General features: G+C 70.4%; 12 protein-coding genes and 1 pseudogene. 7 read left to right on the top strand and 6 right to left on the bottom strand.

What is annotated here, in order from left to right:
- Nucleotides 1–38: 38 nt before the first annotated feature.
- A pseudogene (locus QRN27_RS05085) lies at nucleotides 39–3,239 on the top strand (efflux RND transporter permease subunit); the annotation flags it as partial.
- 951 nt (nucleotides 3,240–4,190) lie between these two features.
- Here the strand turns inward: QRN27_RS05085 and hutH are convergent.
- Nucleotides 4,191–5,804 carry a histidine ammonia-lyase gene (gene hutH, locus QRN27_RS05080; protein WP_285040972.1) on the bottom strand — a complete coding sequence of 538 codons (1,614 nt, stop codon included), beginning with the start codon at nucleotides 5,802–5,804 and terminating at the stop codon, nucleotides 4,191–4,193.
- A 129-nt stretch (nucleotides 5,805–5,933) separates the two neighbouring features.
- On the opposite strand from hutH, the gene QRN27_RS05075 reads away from it, so the two are divergent.
- The gene (locus QRN27_RS05075; RefSeq protein WP_285040971.1) at nucleotides 5,934–6,686 is read left to right on the top strand and encodes an IclR family transcriptional regulator; all 753 of its coding nucleotides are present in this window, start codon (nucleotides 5,934–5,936) and stop codon (nucleotides 6,684–6,686) included.
- Nucleotides 6,687–6,742: 56 nt separating this feature from the next.
- Here the strand turns inward: QRN27_RS05075 and QRN27_RS05070 are convergent, their stop codons facing one another.
- A complete protein-coding gene (locus QRN27_RS05070; RefSeq protein WP_285040970.1) occupies nucleotides 6,743–7,225 on the bottom strand; it encodes a pilus assembly protein CpaE in 483 nt (160 codons plus the stop codon).
- A 99-nt stretch (nucleotides 7,226–7,324) separates the two neighbouring features.
- Here QRN27_RS05070 and QRN27_RS05065 point away from each other — a divergent pair, with 99 nt between their 5' ends.
- The gene (locus QRN27_RS05065) at nucleotides 7,325–8,287 is read left to right on the top strand and encodes a helix-turn-helix domain-containing protein (RefSeq protein ID WP_285040969.1); all 963 of its coding nucleotides are present in this window, start codon (nucleotides 7,325–7,327) and stop codon (nucleotides 8,285–8,287) included.
- A gap of 35 nt (nucleotides 8,288–8,322) precedes the next feature.
- Here the strand turns inward: QRN27_RS05065 and QRN27_RS05060 are convergent, their stop codons facing one another.
- Nucleotides 8,323–8,937, bottom strand: coding sequence for a putative antibiotic biosynthesis monooxygenase (locus QRN27_RS05060; RefSeq protein WP_285040968.1), 615 nt, complete (start codon nucleotides 8,935–8,937; stop codon nucleotides 8,323–8,325).
- A gap of 64 nt (nucleotides 8,938–9,001) precedes the next feature.
- Between QRN27_RS05060 and QRN27_RS05055 the strand changes: the two genes are divergently transcribed.
- Nucleotides 9,002–9,487 (top strand): NUDIX hydrolase, encoded by a 486-nt coding sequence (locus QRN27_RS05055; RefSeq protein ID WP_194669138.1) that lies wholly within the window; start codon nucleotides 9,002–9,004, stop codon nucleotides 9,485–9,487.
- Nucleotides 9,488–9,502: 15 nt separating this feature from the next.
- Here QRN27_RS05055 and QRN27_RS05050 read toward each other — a convergent pair whose 3' ends face one another.
- Nucleotides 9,503–11,329, bottom strand: coding sequence for a glycoside hydrolase family 15 protein (locus tag QRN27_RS05050; RefSeq protein WP_285041400.1), 1,827 nt, complete (start codon nucleotides 11,327–11,329; stop codon nucleotides 9,503–9,505).
- Between the two features lie 245 nt (nucleotides 11,330–11,574).
- Between QRN27_RS05050 and QRN27_RS05045 the strand changes: the two genes are divergently transcribed.
- Nucleotides 11,575–13,953, top strand: a complete 2,379-nt coding sequence (locus tag QRN27_RS05045; protein WP_285040967.1) for a DEAD/DEAH box helicase — start codon at nucleotides 11,575–11,577, stop codon at nucleotides 13,951–13,953.
- Nucleotides 13,954–14,050: 97 nt separating this feature from the next.
- Here QRN27_RS05045 and QRN27_RS05040 read toward each other — a convergent pair whose 3' ends face one another.
- Nucleotides 14,051–15,580, bottom strand: coding sequence for a carboxylesterase/lipase family protein (locus QRN27_RS05040; protein ID WP_285040966.1), 1,530 nt, complete (start codon nucleotides 15,578–15,580; stop codon nucleotides 14,051–14,053).
- A gap of 98 nt (nucleotides 15,581–15,678) precedes the next feature.
- Between QRN27_RS05040 and QRN27_RS05035 the strand changes: the two genes are divergently transcribed.
- Nucleotides 15,679–16,098: a GNAT family acetyltransferase gene (locus QRN27_RS05035; protein ID WP_285040965.1), complete on the top strand. Its 420-nt coding sequence runs from the start codon at nucleotides 15,679–15,681 to the stop codon at nucleotides 16,096–16,098.
- A gap of 68 nt (nucleotides 16,099–16,166) precedes the next feature.
- Here the strand turns inward: QRN27_RS05035 and QRN27_RS05030 are convergent, their stop codons facing one another.
- On the bottom strand, nucleotides 16,167–17,258 hold the full coding sequence (locus QRN27_RS05030) for an Rv2578c family radical SAM protein (RefSeq protein WP_285040964.1): 1,092 nt from the start codon (nucleotides 17,256–17,258) through the stop codon (nucleotides 16,167–16,169).
- Between the two features lie 63 nt (nucleotides 17,259–17,321).
- Between QRN27_RS05030 and QRN27_RS05025 the strand changes: the two genes are divergently transcribed.
- Entirely contained in the window at nucleotides 17,322–17,801 is a 480-nt protein-coding gene (locus QRN27_RS05025) for a GNAT family N-acetyltransferase (protein WP_285040963.1), read from the top strand.
- Nucleotides 17,802–17,828: the final 27 nt, after the last annotated feature.

Here is a 17,828-nt window from a genome sequence, read left to right as displayed (position 1 = left end):
CAGAGTCGGCACCTCTCGCATCAACCGAAAGCGGCTCCGTGCATCTGCTCTCCGTCCTCAGCATGAAGAACCGCGCGTTGATCGCGCTCGTCACCATCGTGGCCGCCGTGTTCGGCGTCCTCGCGGTGGGTGGTCTCAAGCAGGAACTGATCCCCTCGGTCCAGTTCCCGCAGCTCGCGATCATCACGAGCTACCCGGGTGCAGCGCCCGAGGTCGTCAACGACGACGTCTCGACGCCGATCGAGACGGCGATCCAGGGGGTGCCCGGCATCGAGTCCACCTCGGCGACCTCGAGCACGAACACGAGCCTCATCTCCGCGACCTTCACCTACGGCACGGATCTCGCCACCGCCGAACAGAAGATCACCCAGGCCATCAACCGCATCAAGTCGACCCTGCCCGACACGGTCGACCCGCAGGTGGTCAGCGGCAGTCTCGACGACCTCCCGGTGATCCAGATCGCCGTCTCCGGCGCCGCTGACCAGGACGGTCTGGCCGAGGTGCTGTCGAGCTCGGTCGTCCCCGACCTGAAGGACGTCGAGGGTGTGCGCGACGCCGCGATCGTCGGCGAGGTGGGCAAGCGGGTGACGATCACGCCCGACGACGCGAAGCTGGCCCTCGCCGGGCAGACGAGCCGGGTCATCGGCACCACGCTGCAGCAGAACGGCTCCCTCCAGCCCGCGGGCGACATCACGGAGGACGACAAGACCTTCTCCGTGCAGACGGGCACGAAGCTCACCTCCGTCGACGACATCGCCGCCCTGCCCATCACGGGTGCGTTCGCCGCCGACGGTTCCGTGCTCACCATCGGCGACGTCGCGACCGTCGCGTTGACGGACGACCCGATCACCTCGATCTCGCGCGTCGACGGCGAACCGGCGCTGACGATCGCCGTCACGAAGCTTCCCGCCGCGAACACCGTCGAGGTCTCGCAGGGAGTTCGCGACATCCTGCCCGAACTCGAACGGACCATCGGCACCGACGCGAAACTCACCGTCGTGTTCGACCAGGCCCCCTACATCGAGCAGTCGATCGAAGCGCTCACGACGGAAGGCCTCCTCGGTCTCGTCTTCGCCGTGCTGATCATCCTCGTCTTCCTCCTCGACGTCCGGGCCACGATCGTGACCGCGATCTCCATCCCGACCTCGGTGCTCATCACCTTCATCGGGCTCCAGGTCGCCGAGTACTCCCTCAACATCCTCACCCTCGGTGCACTGACGATCGCCATCGGGCGCGTGGTCGACGACTCCATCGTCGTGATCGAGAACATCAAGCGGCACCTCTCGTTCGGAGACAACCGCACCGGGCCGCAGCGCGTCGCGTCGATCCTGAGCGCCGTGCAGGAGGTGGCCGGCGCGATCACCGCCTCGACCGTCACCACCGTGGCCGTGTTCCTCCCGATCGCGTTCGTCGGCGATGTGACCGGCGAGCTGTTCCGGCCGTTCGCCCTGACGGTGACGATCGCGCTGCTCGCATCGTTGCTCGTCGCACTGACCATCGTGCCGGTGCTCGCGTACTGGTTCCTCCGCGCCCCGAAGGCCAAGCGGGCGGCCGCGGCTGCTGCGGAGGATGCTCCGGCGGCGTCGACCGAATCCGTGCGGAGCCGACGCGAGCGCCGCGTCAGCGTGCAGGACGAGGACGACCTGGAGAAGCCCTCGCGGCTCCAGAAGGGCTACCTGCCGATCATCCACTGGACGCTCAAGCACTCGGTCACCACGCTGGTGCTCTCAGCGGTGGTCCTCATCGGCACCTCCGCGCTCATCCCCTTCATGAAGACGAACTTCCTGGGAGACTCGGGCCAGAACACGCTGACCGTCACCCAGACCCTGCCGGTGGGCACGAGCCTCGACGCCCAGGACGCCGCGGCCGAGCAGGTCGAGACCAAGCTGCGCGACATCGACGGCATCGACACCGTCCAGCTGTCGATCGGATCGAGCGGCAGCTCGGTGCGCGACGCGTTCTCGGGCGGTGGCGGCGGTGCCATCACCTACTCCATCACGACGTCCGAGGACGCCGACCAGACCGCGCTGCAGAAGACGGTCCGCAAGGACCTCGCCGGTCTCGACGACGTCGGTGAGATCGAGGTCGCGGCCTCGGCGGGCTTCGGCGGCTCGAGCGACATCGAGATCGACATCACCTCCGCCCGGCAGAGCGACCTGGCCGAGGCCGCCGACGCGATCCAGGACGCGGTCACCGGGCTCGACGGCGTCGACCAGGTCACGAGCAACCTGAGCGAGTCGCGACCCTTCGTCCAGGTGGCGGTCGACCGCGACGCCGCTGCCGCCGCCGGGTACAGCGAGGTCGCCCTCGGTGCCTACATCTCCCAGCTCATGCAGCCGACGACCGTGGGGTCCATCGTCATCGACGACACCACCCTCACCGTCTACCTCGACGCACAGGACCCGCCGACGACGGTCGACGCGCTCGCCGCCACACAGGTGCCCACGGCCACCGGCCCGCGTCGCCTCGACGCCCTCGCAACGGTCTCCGAGGTCGACGGCCCCTCGAGCATCTCCACTGTGAAGGGGCTGCGTTCGGCGACCATCAGCGCGACGCCGGCGAGCGACAACCTCGGCACGGCGAGCGCCGAAGTCCAGAACGCCATCGACGACGTCAAGCTGCCCGCCGGCACCACGGCGACCCTCGGCGGTGTCACGGCCTCGCAGAGCGATGCGTTCGGCCAGCTCGGCTTGGCGCTCCTGGCCGCCATCCTGATCGTGTACGTGGTCATGGTGGCGACGTTCCGCTCGCTGCGTCAGCCGCTGGAACTGCTCGTGTCGGTCCCGTTCGCCGCGACGGGCGCGATCGGACTCCAGATCATCACCGGCATCCCGCTGGGCGTCCCGTCGATCATCGGCGTGCTGATGCTCATCGGCATCGTCGTGACCAACGCGATCGTGCTCGTGGACCTCGTCAACCAGTACCGTCGCCGGGGCATGACCGTCGCCGAGGCGGTCGAGCACGGTGCCGCCCGCAGACTGCGCCCGATCCTCATGACGGCACTCGCGACGATCTTCGCGCTCACGCCGATGGCGATGGGGCTCACCGGCCACGGCGGATTCATCTCCCAGCCGCTCGCGATCGTCGTCATCGGTGGTCTCGTCTCCTCGACGGTGCTGACCCTCGTCGTGTTGCCGTCGCTCTACAACCTCGTCGAGGGCTTCCGCGAGCGCCGTGAACTCCGCCGAGCAGCGGCGGAGAAGCCCCGGGCGCGTTCCGTGGCCGCGATCGAAGGCCCGCGGGCGACGACGCCGGTCGAGGAGCCCGCGCTCGTCGGCGCGGGTGTCGGCAGCGTCGATGCAGCAGGGCGTCCGGCCACCACTGAGACCGTATCCAGCGAGTCGACCGCGTCGACGGTCACGACCGGTCCGATCGATGCGACGGAACCGACCGAGGTGACGGCGCCGACCGACACGGTTGCAATGACCGATGTGACCGAACCGACCGACACTGCCAGGACGACCGAGACGGTCGAAACGGCCAGCCCGGCCACGGACGCCGAACCGATCGATGATGGCGCAGCCGCGGACGCAGGCGAGCCGACAACGTCCACGGCCCACGAGGTGCACGGAGCACACGTCGCTCTCGGCGACGAGCTTCCACGGACCGAAGCGATCACCCTGCCGGACGCCACCGCCGAGGCGGCAGCGGCCGAGGCGCCGCACCACGGAGAGCACGTCGCCGACCGCGCACCGACGGACGCCGCACCCGCCGCGGACGCAGCGTCGACCACCCAGGTGGATCAGGCCGCCGACGTCGAGCCGTCGACGGACGCTGAGCCGTCGGTGGACGCTGAGCCGTCGAGGGACATTGCGCCGTCGACGGACGCCGAGCCGCTGACGGACCCGGAGCCGACCGCTGCGGGACAGCCGGCGACCGAGGTCGCGCCGATCGCCGAGGAGCAGGCGTCTGAGGCGCCGTCCATGGATGCCCCGTCCGCAGACGAGCCGTCCTTCGAGGCGGCCTCCACAGACACCCCGTCTTCTGACGCGCAGGTGTCTGAGACGCCGTCCACGGATGCCCCGTCCACGGATGCCCGGTCCGCTGACGAGCCGTCGTCCGAGCCGTCGGCAACGGATGCGCCGGCTCCCGACGCGCCGTCGTCCGACGGACCGCAGCGGCCCAAACGCCGTCGGGCCCAGTGGCCGTGAAGCAGCGGGCGTGAGCCCCCTGCGCTGAGCCCTCCCGGCTCAGCGCAGGGCGCCCACCGCCTCCGTCGCCGCCTCGACGACGGCTCCGGCCTGCACCAGGGCGACGACGGCTTCGATCTCGGGTGACAGGAAGCGGTCGGGTCCTGCACCCGCGACATCCGCGCGGACCCGGCGGACCACAGCGCCGGTGCCGGTGCCCGGACGGAGCGGCGCCCGCAACTCGATGCCCCGTGCAGCGGTCATGACCTCGATCGCGAGGACCCTGCCCAAGCCGTCGATCGCCCGACGCAGCTTCCGCGCCGCAGCCCACCCCATCGACACATGGTCCTCCTGCATGGCGGACGACGGGATCGAGTCCACCGATGCGGGATGCGCCAGGCGTTTCAGCTCGCTCACGATGCCCGCCGCCGTGTACTGCGCGATCATCAGACCGGAGTCGACCCCGACCTCGTGCGCCAAGAACGGCGGAAGCCCGTGGCTCCGCGAACGGTCGAGGAAGCGGTCCGTGCGGCGCTCCGACATGGAGGCGACGTCGGCCACGACGATCGCCAGGAAGTCCAGCACATAGGCGACCGGCGCACCATGGAAGTTCCCGTTCGACTCCACCCGCCCGTCCACCGTCAGCACCGGGTTGTCGACGGCACTCGCGAGCTCACGCCCGGCGACCAGCTCCGCATGCGCGACCGTGTCGCGCGCGGCACCGTGCACCTGCGGCGCGCACCGCAGCGAGTACGCGTCCTGCACCCGGGTGCACTCCGGGCCGCGGTGACTGGCCACGATCGGCGAGCCGTCGAGCATCAGGCGCAGGTTCGCGGCACTGTCGGCCTGACCCGCCTGCGGGCGCAGCGCCTGGAGGTCGGCGGCGAACACCGCATCCGTGCCGAGCAGACCCTCGACGCTCATCGCCGCGGCCACATCGGCGGTCTGCAACAGTGTCCGGAGGTCGTGCACGGCCAAGGCCAGCATGCCGAGCATGCCGTCGGTGCCGTTGATGAGCGCCAGCCCCTCCTTCTCAGCGAGCCGTACCGGTGTGAGGCCGGCGGCCGCCAATGCCTCCCCGGCGGGACGGCACACGCCGGCGGCATCGACGACCTCACCCTCTCCCATCAGTGCGAGGGCGGCGTGCGCGAGGGGCGCGAGGTCACCGGAGCATCCGAGCGAACCGTACTCGCGCACCACCGGGGTGATGCCGGCGTTCAGCATCGCCACGTATGCCCGGACGGTGTCGACGCGGACACCCGTCCGACCGGTCATCAGGGTGGAGAGCCGGAGGGTCATCAGCGAACGCACGACCTCCGACTCCACGGGTTCGCCGCTGCCGGCCGCATGCGAGCGGACGAGGCTGGCCTGCAACTGCGCCCGCCGGTCGGGGTCGATGAACGTGGTCGCGAGCGCGCCGAAGCCGGTGGAGATGCCGTAGTGGGGCTCCGGATCGGACGCCAAGGCCTCGACGATCCGGCGGGAGGCCGCGACGCCCTCGAGCGCCGCCTCGTCGAGGTCGATCCGGGCGCCGTGTCGGGCGATCGCGACGACGTCCTCGATGGACAACGGCCCTGCACCGAGGAGGACGGACCGGCCGCGCCCGTTCAGCCGACCCCCGCCCGGTGTCGTCGTACCGTCTCGGGTCTCCGTCGTGCCTGGGTGCATGTCCATCCTCCGATGCAACACCCGGTGGCCAGGCGGGGCGGTGCGCGTAGAGTCGTCCGTGTCTGGGATGCCAGACGCCCGGCACGGAGCAGTGCGGAGCCGCGCCAGGGCGCGCGGGCGAGGGAGGATCGGGTCATGAGTCAGGTACCGGCAGCGGACGCCACCCTGCGCGTGCTGAGCCACCTCGCGGCGGCCCGTGGTCCGCTCCCGGCGGCGGCCATCGCGTCGGCGCTCGGCCTCCCCCGATCGACGGTCTACCACCTGCTCGGTGTGCTGCAGGAGCACGGCTTCGTCGTCCATCTGCCGGAGGCCCGCCGCTACGGACTGGGGGTCGCGGCCTTCGAACTCTCCGGCGGCTACGCCAGGCAGGAACCGCTCAGCATGCTCGGCCGGCCGCTGTTGGCGGAGCTGGTCGATCGCCTGGGCGAGAGCGCCCACCTCGCGGTGCTGCACGGTCGTGACGTGCTGTACATCGTCGAGGAACGGGCCCCTCGGCGGCCGCACCTCGTCACCGAGGTGGGGGTCCGGTTGCCCGCCCACCTGACCGCGAGCGGGTGTGCGATCCTCGCCGCGCTCCCGGCCGGCCAGCTGCGTGCGTTGTACCCGGACCAGGCGGCGTTCGTCGACCGCACCGGCCACGGGCCGAAACGGTACCGGGAGCTGCGCCAGCTCCTCGCTCGGACGGCCCAGGACGGCTTCGCGCGGGAGGAGGGCGGTGTGACGGTCGGCCTCGCGAGCGTGGGCGTGGTCGTCCGTGACCACACCGGATGGCCGGCTGCGGCGATCGCCGTCACCTACGACGCGGACGACGGGCCGGACCCGGCATGGTTGGCGAAGGAGATCGGGCCGGCCGCCGCCGAGCTCTCCCGTCGCATCCGCGGTCGCTGACTGGCTGCTCGGGTCGGAACGGCCAGGACCTCGGCAGCAGGCCGCCCGGTCGCGGGTCAGTCGACGGAGCGCAGGATGAGTTCGAGCAACGCGGTCGCGTAGGCGTCGGGGGCGGTCGCCGCACTGAACCGACGCAGTTCGCCGCCGAGCTCGACGACGACCGTGTACGCCTCGGCGTCACCGAGGGACAGCAGGACGTCGAGTTCGTCGTCGAGGGTCTGCTCCGCATCGGCGGGGTTCGGCACGGACACCGCCCGCTCGAGGGACCGGAACGATCCGCGCAGCAGGGCACGCAACTGATGCTCCGAGGGCAGCCAGAGCGTCTCCTCCTGGTCGACCGAGTCGAGCGCCCACTCGGTCGTGCCGTTGAAGCCGAAGCTGCGCCCGCCCGGGTGCTCGTGCACCTCGACGGTCATCTCGCTCACGGTGAAGACGTCGCCGGCGAGCTCGCCACCGTCGATCGTGAAGCGGTCGCCGGGTTCGGGCGTCCAGCGGAGACCGGCGGTACGGAGCGCTCTGGCGAGTTCAGCGGAGATCATCCGTCCAGTATCGCCGACCACGGTCCGACGGAACCCGCAACCCCTCGATTCGGAGGGTTCGCTCTGCGAGGGTGGGTGTCCTGTCCGAAGGGTCCGATGATGCCCGAGCACGATGACCGCCAGCTGGCGCGTTGTCCTGCGCGCGGACGCATCACGACCACCCGGCTCTCGGGCGCGGCGGGCATGCAGGAGGCCTCCGGCGCCATCCGCTTCGTCGACGTCGACCCGGACCGCTTCTCCATGACCATCGACGCCGTGGCGCTCGGTGACTACGTGGTCCACCGCAATCGCGTCGGTCCCGGCACCTTCGACGTCCTCGACGCCGCCGGATCGGAGGAGCCGGTCGCGATGATCGTCCTCCTCACCGACGGCGCGGTGAGTCTGATCCACGGTCGGCAACAGCTCGATCTGCATCCTGGCGGCGGCGCGCTCGCCGTGTCCGAGGAGGTCTACCGCACGACCGTCGACGAGCACGCGAGCTACCTGCACGTCTTCGTCCCGCTGCGGGCGCTGCGTCGCCTGGGTATCACGCCGACGCCGTTCGGGGCGCTCGCCCCGTCACCGCTGTTGCGGGCGATCGCGGCCTTCTTCGAGGAGGTCGTCTCCGGTTTCGAGCCGATCGGTGGTGCCGCGCAGTTGCGCCTGTGTCGCGTGATCGACACGATGCTCGCCACGCTCTACGCCGAGAACGACCTCTTCCAGGCGGACGCCGATGCCGGACGTGTCCCGATCCGGTTGCGGATCATGGAGCACATCGCCGTCTCGTTCGCGGAACGCGAGCTGCGCCCGGAGACGCTCGCGCGCCGCTTCAACATGTCGACGCGGTCCCTGCAGCGGGTGTTCGAGGGCTCTGGCACGAGCGCGGCCGGCGAGATCGCCGAACGCCGACTGCAGCTCGCCCTCGCGCTCCTCTCGGACCCCGACCACCGGACGTTGTCGATCGCGGAGGTCGCAGCCCGCTGCGGGTACCACTCGCAGGCACATCTCCGTCGCGCGGTCGTGGTGCACACCGGGTTCAGTCCGACGCAGGTGCGAGAGCAGTCGACGGCGGGCGGCTCCTGATCGACCCCGGTCCGTCTGTCCGGTGGTGCCGGCGGTCAGCTCGCGGGACGCCGGACCCGGCGCGGCGCCGTCAGCCACGGGCGGAGCATCCTCGTGACGAGCGGCAGGAGCCAGTAGGTCATGATCGGCGTGAGGATGAGCGTCGAGATGAGGACGTGCAGGAAGACGCCGAGCGGTTCCCATCCGGGAACGAGGGTCGTCACCAGGAGCGTGAAGACGAGGTTCAGGGGGAAGAACCCCAGCCAGATGCTCACCGCCTGCTTCCACCGTGGGGGCGCGGGCGGCACGGGGTCGGGATCGTTCGACCGTTCGGCCTCGTCGACGCGCAGGATGCCCTGGGGTGCGTCGAACCATCCCTCGATCCCGCTCCGCCGCTCCACCCGCGACTGCTCCATGAACTCCCGCCCGCTCGACAACCACCAGGCGCGCTCCTTCGACTCCTCCCAGTCGGTGAGGGTCTGCTCGTCGGCGAAGCGGTAGAGCATGTACCAGACGTCGCTCTCGGCGCCCGCGCGCACCCAGCCGGAGCCGAGGAAGCCGGGGTAGCGGTTGGCGAGGTTGATGCCCGCCTGCACCCAGATGGTGGCCTCGGAGATCGACGCCGGGTTGACGCGTCGCTCGATCGAGACGGTGATGGGATCGTGTTCCATCCCTCCAGTAGACCGCACTCGTGTTTCGATCTCGTGTCCCGGTCGTGCGCCGTAGAGTCGAGGCATGGCGACTCCTGACTTCGTACTGGCCCTCCGCGAGCGGATCGGTCACGCGCCGCTCTGGCTGACGGGGGTGACCGCCGTCGTCCTCCGTGGGCTCGGGACACCGGGTGCCGAGGTGCTGCTCGTCCGGCGAGCCGACAACGGTGCCTGGACGCCCGTCACCGGGATCATCGACCCGGGGGAGGAGCCTGCGGTCGCGGCCGAACGCGAGGTGCTCGAGGAGGCCGCGGTGGTCGCCGTCGCCGAGCGGCTGTCGCAGGTGCAGGTGCTCCCGCAGAACGTCTACGAGAATGGCGACATCACCCAGTACATCGACCTCGTGTTCCGTTGCCGGTACGAGTCCGGTGAGCCCTACCCTGCGGACGGCGAGAACTCCGAGGCGCGCTGGTTCCCGCTCGATGCGCTGCCGGCCGAGGTGTCGCAGAACTTCCGCACCCGGATCGCCCTCGCGGCCTCGGACACCCCGGAAGCCCACTTCGTCCGCTGAGGCGACCTCGGCCGGTCAGTGAGCGGCGGCGATGGCGTCGGCTGCGCGGACGAGTCCGAGGTGCGACAGCGCCTGCGGGGTGTTGCCGACCTGCCGGCCCTCCTGCACGTCGTACTCCTCGGACAGCAGGCCCAGGTCGTTGCGGAACGACAGCAGGCGGTCCATCAGCGTCCGGGCGTCGTCGAGCCGTCCGGACGCCGCGTACTGCTGGACGAGCCAGAACGAGCACGCCAGGAACGGGTGCTCGTCGCCCGGGAGTCCGTCAACGCCGCTGGTGGTCCGGTAGCGGAGGAGGAGGCCGTCCTGCAGGAGGTCCTCCTCGATCGCCGCGACCGTCTTGAGCATCCGTGGGTCGTCCGGCGCGACGTATCCGATCTGCGCGAGGACGAGGAGCGACGCGTCGACCTCCGTCGTCCCGGCGTGCTGCACGTAGCAGCCGCGGGCGTGGTCGACGTTCTCGCGCTCGATGGTCTCCCGAAGGGTCTCGCGGAGGGCCTCCCAGCGCTCGACGGGACCGTCGAGGCCGTGCTCCCGGACCGCTCTGACGCCGCGGTCGAGCGCCGCCCAGATCATCGCCCGCGAGTGGGTGAAGTGCTGTTCCTCGCCGCGGACCTCCCAGATGCCGCGGTCCGGACGGTTCCAGTGCTCCTCCAGCACGCCGAGCAACGCGCGCTGCAGGCTCCACGAGAAGTCGTCCTCGGCGAGCCCCACCGAGCGCGCCTCGTCGAGGGCGATCATGACCGAACCGAACACGTCGCCCTGGTACTGCGTGTAGGCGCCGTTGCCGACGCGAACGGGCGCGGCGCCGAGGTACCCGGGCAGGCTGTCGAGCTCCTCCTCGACGAGATGGCGTTCACCCGCGAGGCCGTACATGATCTGCAGGTCGTTCGGGTCGCCGGCGATCGCGCGCAGCAGCCACCCCCGCCAGTCGTGCGCCTCCTCGGTGAACCCGTGTTGCATGAGGGCTTCGAGGGTCAGGGACGCGTCGCGCAGCCAGACGTAGCGGTAGTCCCAGTTGCGGACCCCGCCGAACGACTCGGGCAGGCTCGTGGTCGCGGCGGCGACGATGCCGCCGGTGTCCTCGTGCGTGAGGGCCCGCAGCACCAGCAGCGAGCGGACCACCGCCTCCTCGTATTCGGCGGCCGGGTCGCAGCGGGCGGCCCAGTCCCGCCACCAGTCGGCCGTGTGGTCGATCCGACGGTCGACGTCGACGGGCTCCGGCACGTCGCGGTGCGAGGGGTACCAGGTGAGTGTCAGGTCGACGGTGTCACCGGCGGACACCTCGATGGACGCCGAGTGGGCGTGGTCGGAGGCGGTCAGGCGCACCCCGCGGAGGACGACGGCGTCAGGGCCGGCGACCGCGACGATGCCGGATCGGTCGGGCAGCTGGCGGACCCACGGCACCGCGTCGGCGTACCCGAAGCGGATGCGGACGTCGACGTCGACGGTCACGGTGCCGCGGACGCCCTCGATGCGGCGGATGACGTCGGCTCGGCGGTCCCCGTGCGGCATGACGTCCGTGACGCGGATCTCGCCGTCGCCCGTCGTCCAGGTGGTCTCGAGGACGAAGGTGTCGTCGAGGTAGCGGCGGGTCGCGCCAGCGTCCGCGTCGGCCGGGCGGACACTCCACCGGCCGTGGTCCTCGGTACCGAGCAGGGCGCCGAACATGGAGGCGGAGTCGAAGCGGGGGAGGCAGAGCCAGTCGATGCTGCCCTCCGTCGAGACGAGTGCTGCGGTGTGGCAATCGCCGATGAGGGCGTAGTCCTCGATGGGGCTGGGCATGACCCCATGCTGCCACGCCTCGTCGGGAGCGCCTGGGAGCGATGCCCCGTGACTTCTCAGGGTCGATCAGGTAATGTAGCGAAGTCGGCTCTAGACACCGCGTTTGTACCGCGGAGGGTTATGTCAGTCTGGTGGGCCGGTTTCGTCGGAGAGAACTCCGCGAACACACACACGATGTGAACGGTCCCGGCCATTGATCGCCCGGGTATGAGCATGCCGCAGCGCAGCCGAGGTTTCGGATGGCGCTGTGTGAGTCATGCAGGTCGTTCATGCGAACGAGTTATAACCCGGAAAGCAATTCCCCCATGCCCAAGAACAACACCCCCGCCGGCAAACGCCCGGCCAAGAACTTCGACCCCAAGTCCAAGTACGGCGAGAACAAGCGCCCCTTCGGCTCGCGCCCCGGCGCGAAGTCCGGCAGCAAGAGCGAAGGCCACCGCGGCTACCGTCCCGACGCCGGTGGAGCGCCGCAGAAGTCCCGGTGGAACGCCGACGAGCGCGCCGAGCGCGCCGCCCGTTTCGAGTCGGAGGAGCGCGGCGACCGTGCACCCCGTGGCGACCGCAACGAGCGTCCGGCGTACAACCGTGGTGGCGACCGCAATGAGCGTCCCGCGTACAACCGTGGTGGCGACCGCAATGAGCGTCCCACGTACAACCGCGGTGAGCGCACGGAGCGTCCGTCGTACGGTGACCGCAATGAGCGTCCTGCGTACAACCGTGGTGAGCGGTCCGAGCGTCCGTCGTACGGTGACCGGAACGAGCGTCCGGCGTACAACCGTGGTGGCGACCGCAATGAGCGTCCCGCGTACAACCGCGGTGAGCGCACGGAGCGTCCGTCGTACGGTGACCGCAATGAGCGTCCTGCCTACAACCGTGGTGGCGACCGCAATGAGCGCCCGTCCTACAACCGTGGTGAGCGGACCGAGCGTCCGTCGTACGGTGACCGGAACGAGCGTCCCGCGTACAACCGCGGTGGCGACCGCAACGAGCGCCCGTCCTATAACCGTGGCGAGCGCACGGAGCGTCCGTCGTACGGTGACCGGAACGAGCGTCCGTCGTACAACCGTGGCGAGCGGACCGAGCGTCCGTCCTACGGTGACCGGAACGAGCGTCCTGCGTACAACCGCGGTGAGCGTTCCGAGCGTCCGTCGTACGGTGACCGCGCCGAGCGTCCCGCCGCCAACCGTGGTGGCGACCGCACCGAGCGTCCCTCGTACGGTGACCGCGCCGAGCGTCCGTCGTACGGCGACCGCCCCGCACGCCAGGGAGACCCCCGCCAGGCGAACCGCACCGATCGTCCCGCGCGTTCGTTCGACGACCGTCCGAAGCGCAGCTTCGAGGAGCGCCCGGCCCGTTCGTACGACGACCGCCCGAAGCGCAGCTTCGACGACCGCGGCACCTCCGACGCGAGCCGCGGCAGCGACTACTACCCGAAGCGCGATGCCGGCTCGTACACGCCCCAGGACGACGTGGTGCTCGAGCGTCTCGAGGCCGACGCCATCCAGGCCGCCGACGTCGAGGGTGTGACCTTCGAGAGCCTCGGCCTCGGTGGCAACATCGTCCGTGCGCTCGCCGAGCTCGGCGCCGCCAGCCCGTTCCCGATCCAGGCGGCGACCATCCCGGACGTCATCGCGGGTCGCGACGTGCTCGGCCGTGGCCGCACCGGCTCCGGCAAGACCATCGCGTTCGGTGCTCCGCTCGTCGAGAAGCTCATGGAGAACGGCGGCGGCAAGAACCGCAAGCCGGGTCGCAAGCCCCGCGCACTGATCCTCGCCCCGACCCGTGAGCTCGCGCTCCAGATCGACCGCACCGTGCAGCCCATCGCGCGCGCCGTCGGCCTGTTCACCACGCAGATCTATGGTGGTGTCCCGCAGGGTCGCCAGGTCGGTGCGCTGCAGCGTGGCGTCGACATCATCGTCGGTACCCCCGGCCGCATCGAGGACCTCATCGAGCAGGGTCGCCTCGACCTCTCGCAGGTCACCGTGACCGTCCTCGACGAGGCCGACCACATGTGCGACCTCGGGTTCCTCGAGCCGGTGCAGCGCATCCTGCGTCGCACCTCGCCCGACGGCCAGAAGCTGCTCTTCTCCGCCACCCTCGACAAGGGTGTCGCCGCCCTCGTCAACGAGTTCCTGCCGAACCCGTCGGTGCACGAGGTCGCGGGCGAGGACCAGGCGTCCTCGACCATCGACCACCGTGTCCTCGTGGTGGAGCACAAGGGCAAGGACCGCCTCATCGAGGAGCTCGTGAACCGCACCGAGAAGACCCTCGTGTTCGCTCGCACCCGCGCGTACGCCGAGCGTCTCGCGGAGCAGCTGGGTATGGCGGGCATCCCCGCCGTCTCGCTCCACGGTGACCTCAACCAGGCGCGCCGCACGCGCAACCTGGAGAAGCTCACCTCCGGTCGGGTCAACGTGCTCGTGGCGACCGATGTCGCCGCCCGCGGCATCCACGTCGACGACATCACACTCGTCGTCCAGGCCGACGCCCCGGACGAGTACAAGACGTACCTGCACCGCGCCGGTCGCACCGGTCGTGCCGGCAAGATCGGTCGTGTCGTGACGATCATCCCGAAGGCCCGTCGCCGTCGGATGACGGAGATGCTCGACCGTGCCGAGATCGAGGCCGCGTTCGACGATGCAGCCCCCGGCGACCAGCTCGTCGAGGACATCGCCACCGCGTAGTCCTCCGCTGCAACGGAACGCCCGTCGAGCTCACGCTCGGCGGGCGTTCCGCGTGTCCGGTAGGCGGTCTTCGGCGCCGACCGCCGCCAGCGGACCGCTACTGCGTGAGTGCGGCGCGCTCGTCGTCGCGTGGCGCGAGGACGACGGCGTCGTCGACCCCGTCGAAGGTCCGGACCGGGCGGGAGGAATCCCACCGCTGCCAGCCGGGATCGCCGGTCGTCGCGAACGCGACCCAGGCGTCGTGCATCGCGGTCGCGAGGGACTGCGGTGCGTCGCGACCGGCCATCCGGATCGACTCCGCGGAGTCGATCCGGTCGAACACGAACCCGATCTCCATCGCGTGCGCGGCTCCGAGCGCCCCGTTGCCGTCTTCGCCGACGGGGCTCCGCCAGGCGAACTCGTACACCCAGGTGTCCGCCCCGGCGGCGGCTCGGGCGTCGGCAACCCGGTTCAGCGGGACGCGCAGCAGGACATCGGTCGCGATCGCGCCGAGGATCTCGCCGGTGGACGCTTTCGGGCGGTTCCGGCGGAACGTGCGGACCGTCGCCGCGGAGATGCCGAGCTTCAGGCGCGCCGCCAGCAGGTGGACGCGCTTGATCGTGGGCAGGAGCCCAGCCGGCACGAGCCACAACCGGTACTCCTCGGTGGTGCTGCCGATCAGGACGGGGATCCCCGCCGCCTGCCCCGCGAGCAGGGCGTCGATCGGGCTGCTCGGGACGAGCGCGCCGTCCGTTGCGAGAGCGAACCCCGCGCCGCCGTTCAGTGGGTTGCCGCCAGCCATGACCCGTTCCTGCGCGGCCACGAGCCCCTCGGGTGGAATGCGCCGGAAGCCGGCGCGCGTGGCCGGGACACCCAGGTCCTTCGCCATGAGCTTCGTGATCCGGCCGGCGCGCTCACGCGTCTGCGCATCGAGCGGACCGCTCTGGACGATCGCCCGCCGCATGAGCGTCGGGGCATCAGGGTGGGCGAGCAGCGTCGCGACCGAGGCTCCGCCAGCCGACTCGCCGAACACCGTCACCTGGTCGGGGTCGCCGCCGAAGCGCGCGATCTCGTCCTGCACCCACGTCAACGCGGCCAGCTGGTCGGCGATGCCGAGGTTCAGCGGCACATCGTCGAGCACTGAGAACCCCTCCGAACCGAGGCGGTAGTTGACGGACACGAAGACGACCCCGTCACGGGCGAACGCGGTGCCGTCATAGGAGTCGAGGGCGTTCGAGCCGTGGACGAACGAGCCGCCGTGGATCCACACCATCACCGGGAGCGCCTCGGCCGCCGCGTCGACCACCGCTCCGGCCGGTGTCCACACGTTGACGTTCAGGATCTCGTTCCCGGGCACCGTGACGGTCGAGAAGAGCTCGCCGACCGCGCCGGAGTACGGGGCCTGCGGTGCCGTGGCTCCCGGGCGGGTCGCGTCGCGTGGCTCGTCCCACGGTTCGACAGGCTGGGGGAGTCGGAACCGGTCGTCGCCGAACGGAGCCGCCGCATACGGGATGCCGAGGAACCGGGAGATTCCGGCCTTGGTGCGTCCGGTGACCGGGCCGCTCCCCGTATGCACGGTGACGGGTGTCGGTCCGCCGTTCGGCAGGGTCTCGTCGCCGGTCGGTTCCAGCGCAGGCTCGATGCTCATTCGGGTCCGTTCGTCGATGCTCGGGTGACCAACTGTATCGACGGCACTCGCAGGCGTGCCTGTGCATCGGGCGAGAGGCGGTGCGCGAGACTGGATCGATGCAGATCCGTCCGTTCACCCGATCCGACGCCGACGCCGTCATCGCCCTCTGGCACGAGGTCGGCCTCACCCGACCGTGGAACGACCCCGCGGCGGACATCGAACGCAAGCTGACGACGCAGCCCGAGCTGTTCCTCGTCGCTGAGGAGGCCGGCGCCGTGATCGGGACGGCGATGGTCGGGTACGACGGCCACCGCGGGTGGGTGCACTACCTCGCGGTGTCGCCGGACCAGCAGGGTGGCGGCCTCGGACGCGTCCTCATGGAGGAGGCCGAGCGTCTGCTCATCGAGCTCGGGTGCCCGAAGATCAACCTCATGGTCCGGACGGGCAACGACCGGGTGATCGGGTTCTACGAGGCGCTCGGGTACGGCACCGACGAGGTCGCCCTCCTCAGCAAGCGACTCATCCCCGACGTCTGACGTCGGTTCATTCGCCCATGTTCGGGCGATTGAGCGTTCGCTCGCCCGCAACTGGGCGAATGAACGGCTCAGAACAGGGTCGGTTGGACCTGGAGGCCGGTGGTGACGAACTCCGGTGCGCGCTTGCGCAGTTCGGCCCGCTCCCCGTACCCGTCGCGCAGCATGCCGAGCGCCGACGAGCGGACGCCCCCGGTGGCCGGGTCCTCGGTTCCTCGCTCGAGCCCGTGGTCGCGGATCATCGGCCGGATGCGGGCCGCGAGCCACTTCCGGTACTCCTTCGGGGCGTAGACGCCGTCGGCGTACATCGAGGTGTACCGGTCCACGAGCTCGGGGTGCTCCTTCGCCAGCCACTGCATGAACCAGGGTTTGACGCCGGCTTTCAGGTACAGCGTCGAGAACAGGACCGTGCTCGCGCCGGCCTCACGGATGCGCGACAGGGCGAGGTCGAGGTGCTCGACGGTGTCCGTGAGGTACGGGAGGATCGGCATCATGAACACCCCGACGTCGAACCCGAGATCGCTCGCCGCGCGGACGGTCGAGAGTCGGGCCGCCGCCGTCGGGGTGCCGGGTTCGATCGACTGCTGCAGTTCGTCGTCGAAGATGGCGATCGACATGGCGAGGTCGACGGGCACGCGCTGGGCGACCTCGGCGAGCAGCGGCAGGTCGCGCCGGAGCAGCGTGCCCTTCGTGAGGATGGAGAACGGCGTCCCGGAGTCGGCGAGGGCGTTGATGATGCCGGGCATGAGCCGGTACTTGCCCTCGGCGCGCTGATACGGGTCCGTGTTCGTCCCGAGTGCCACGGGGTGCCGCCCCCAACTGGCCTTCGCGAGCTCCTTCTGCAGGACCTCGGCGACGTTCACCTTCACGATGAGCTGCGAGTCGAAGTCCTTCCCTGCATCGAGGTCCAGATAGCCATGGCTCGGCCTGGCGAAGCAGTACACGCAGGCATGCGAGCATCCCCGGTAGGGGTTGATCGTCCACCCGAACGGCATCACCGACTGGCCGGGGACCCGGTTGAGGGCCGACTTCGCGAGCACCTCGTGGAAGGTGATCCCGGCGAACTCCGGCGTCTGGACGCTGCGCACGAGGTTGTTCAACTTGGCGAGGCCGGGCAGCGCCGACGTCGCTTCGACTCCGAGTTCCTGTCCGCTCCACCGCATGCACCCATTAGAACATACGTTCGATCGTCTGACGTCGCCCGAGACGATGAGAGACTGACATCGATGACCATCCACACGGCACGGACGACACTCGAACCCATCTCCCCGGCGCTTGCCCGACGGATCGTCGACCGCGACGAGCGGGACGGCGACGCGTGGCACCCGGAGTATCCGCTCGCCGACGAACGGGGTCCACTCCGAAGCCACGCCGCATCGACCGACCACGATCCGGTGTTCACGCTCTACCTCGTCCGCGACGCCGCGGGACTGGCCGTCGGAGGGTTCGGCTTCTTCGGCCCGCCCGACAGCTCCGGTGCGGTCGAATTCGGCTACGGCCTCATCCCGGCGGCGCGTGGCGTCGGGCTGGCGACCGAGGTCGTCGCCGCAGCCCTCGCCGTGGCGAGCGCGCATGGCGCGTCGCGGGCGATCGCCGACACCGACGTGGCGAACGTCGCGTCGCAGCGCGTCCTCGAGAAGGCCGGTCTCGCCGAGGTGGGGCGTTCCGGTTCGACGGTTTACTTTGCCGGTGAGCTCGGCCCCTGAGCGCCGGGCCGTCGACGGGATGGCCCC

The sequence above is a fragment of the Plantibacter sp. LMC-P-059a genome, assembly GCF_030209505.1.
Taxonomy (GTDB): domain Bacteria; phylum Actinomycetota; class Actinomycetes; order Actinomycetales; family Microbacteriaceae; genus Plantibacter.
The sequence above is the reverse complement of the archived record's forward strand: the minus strand, read 5'-3'. Positions and strand labels throughout refer to the sequence as shown.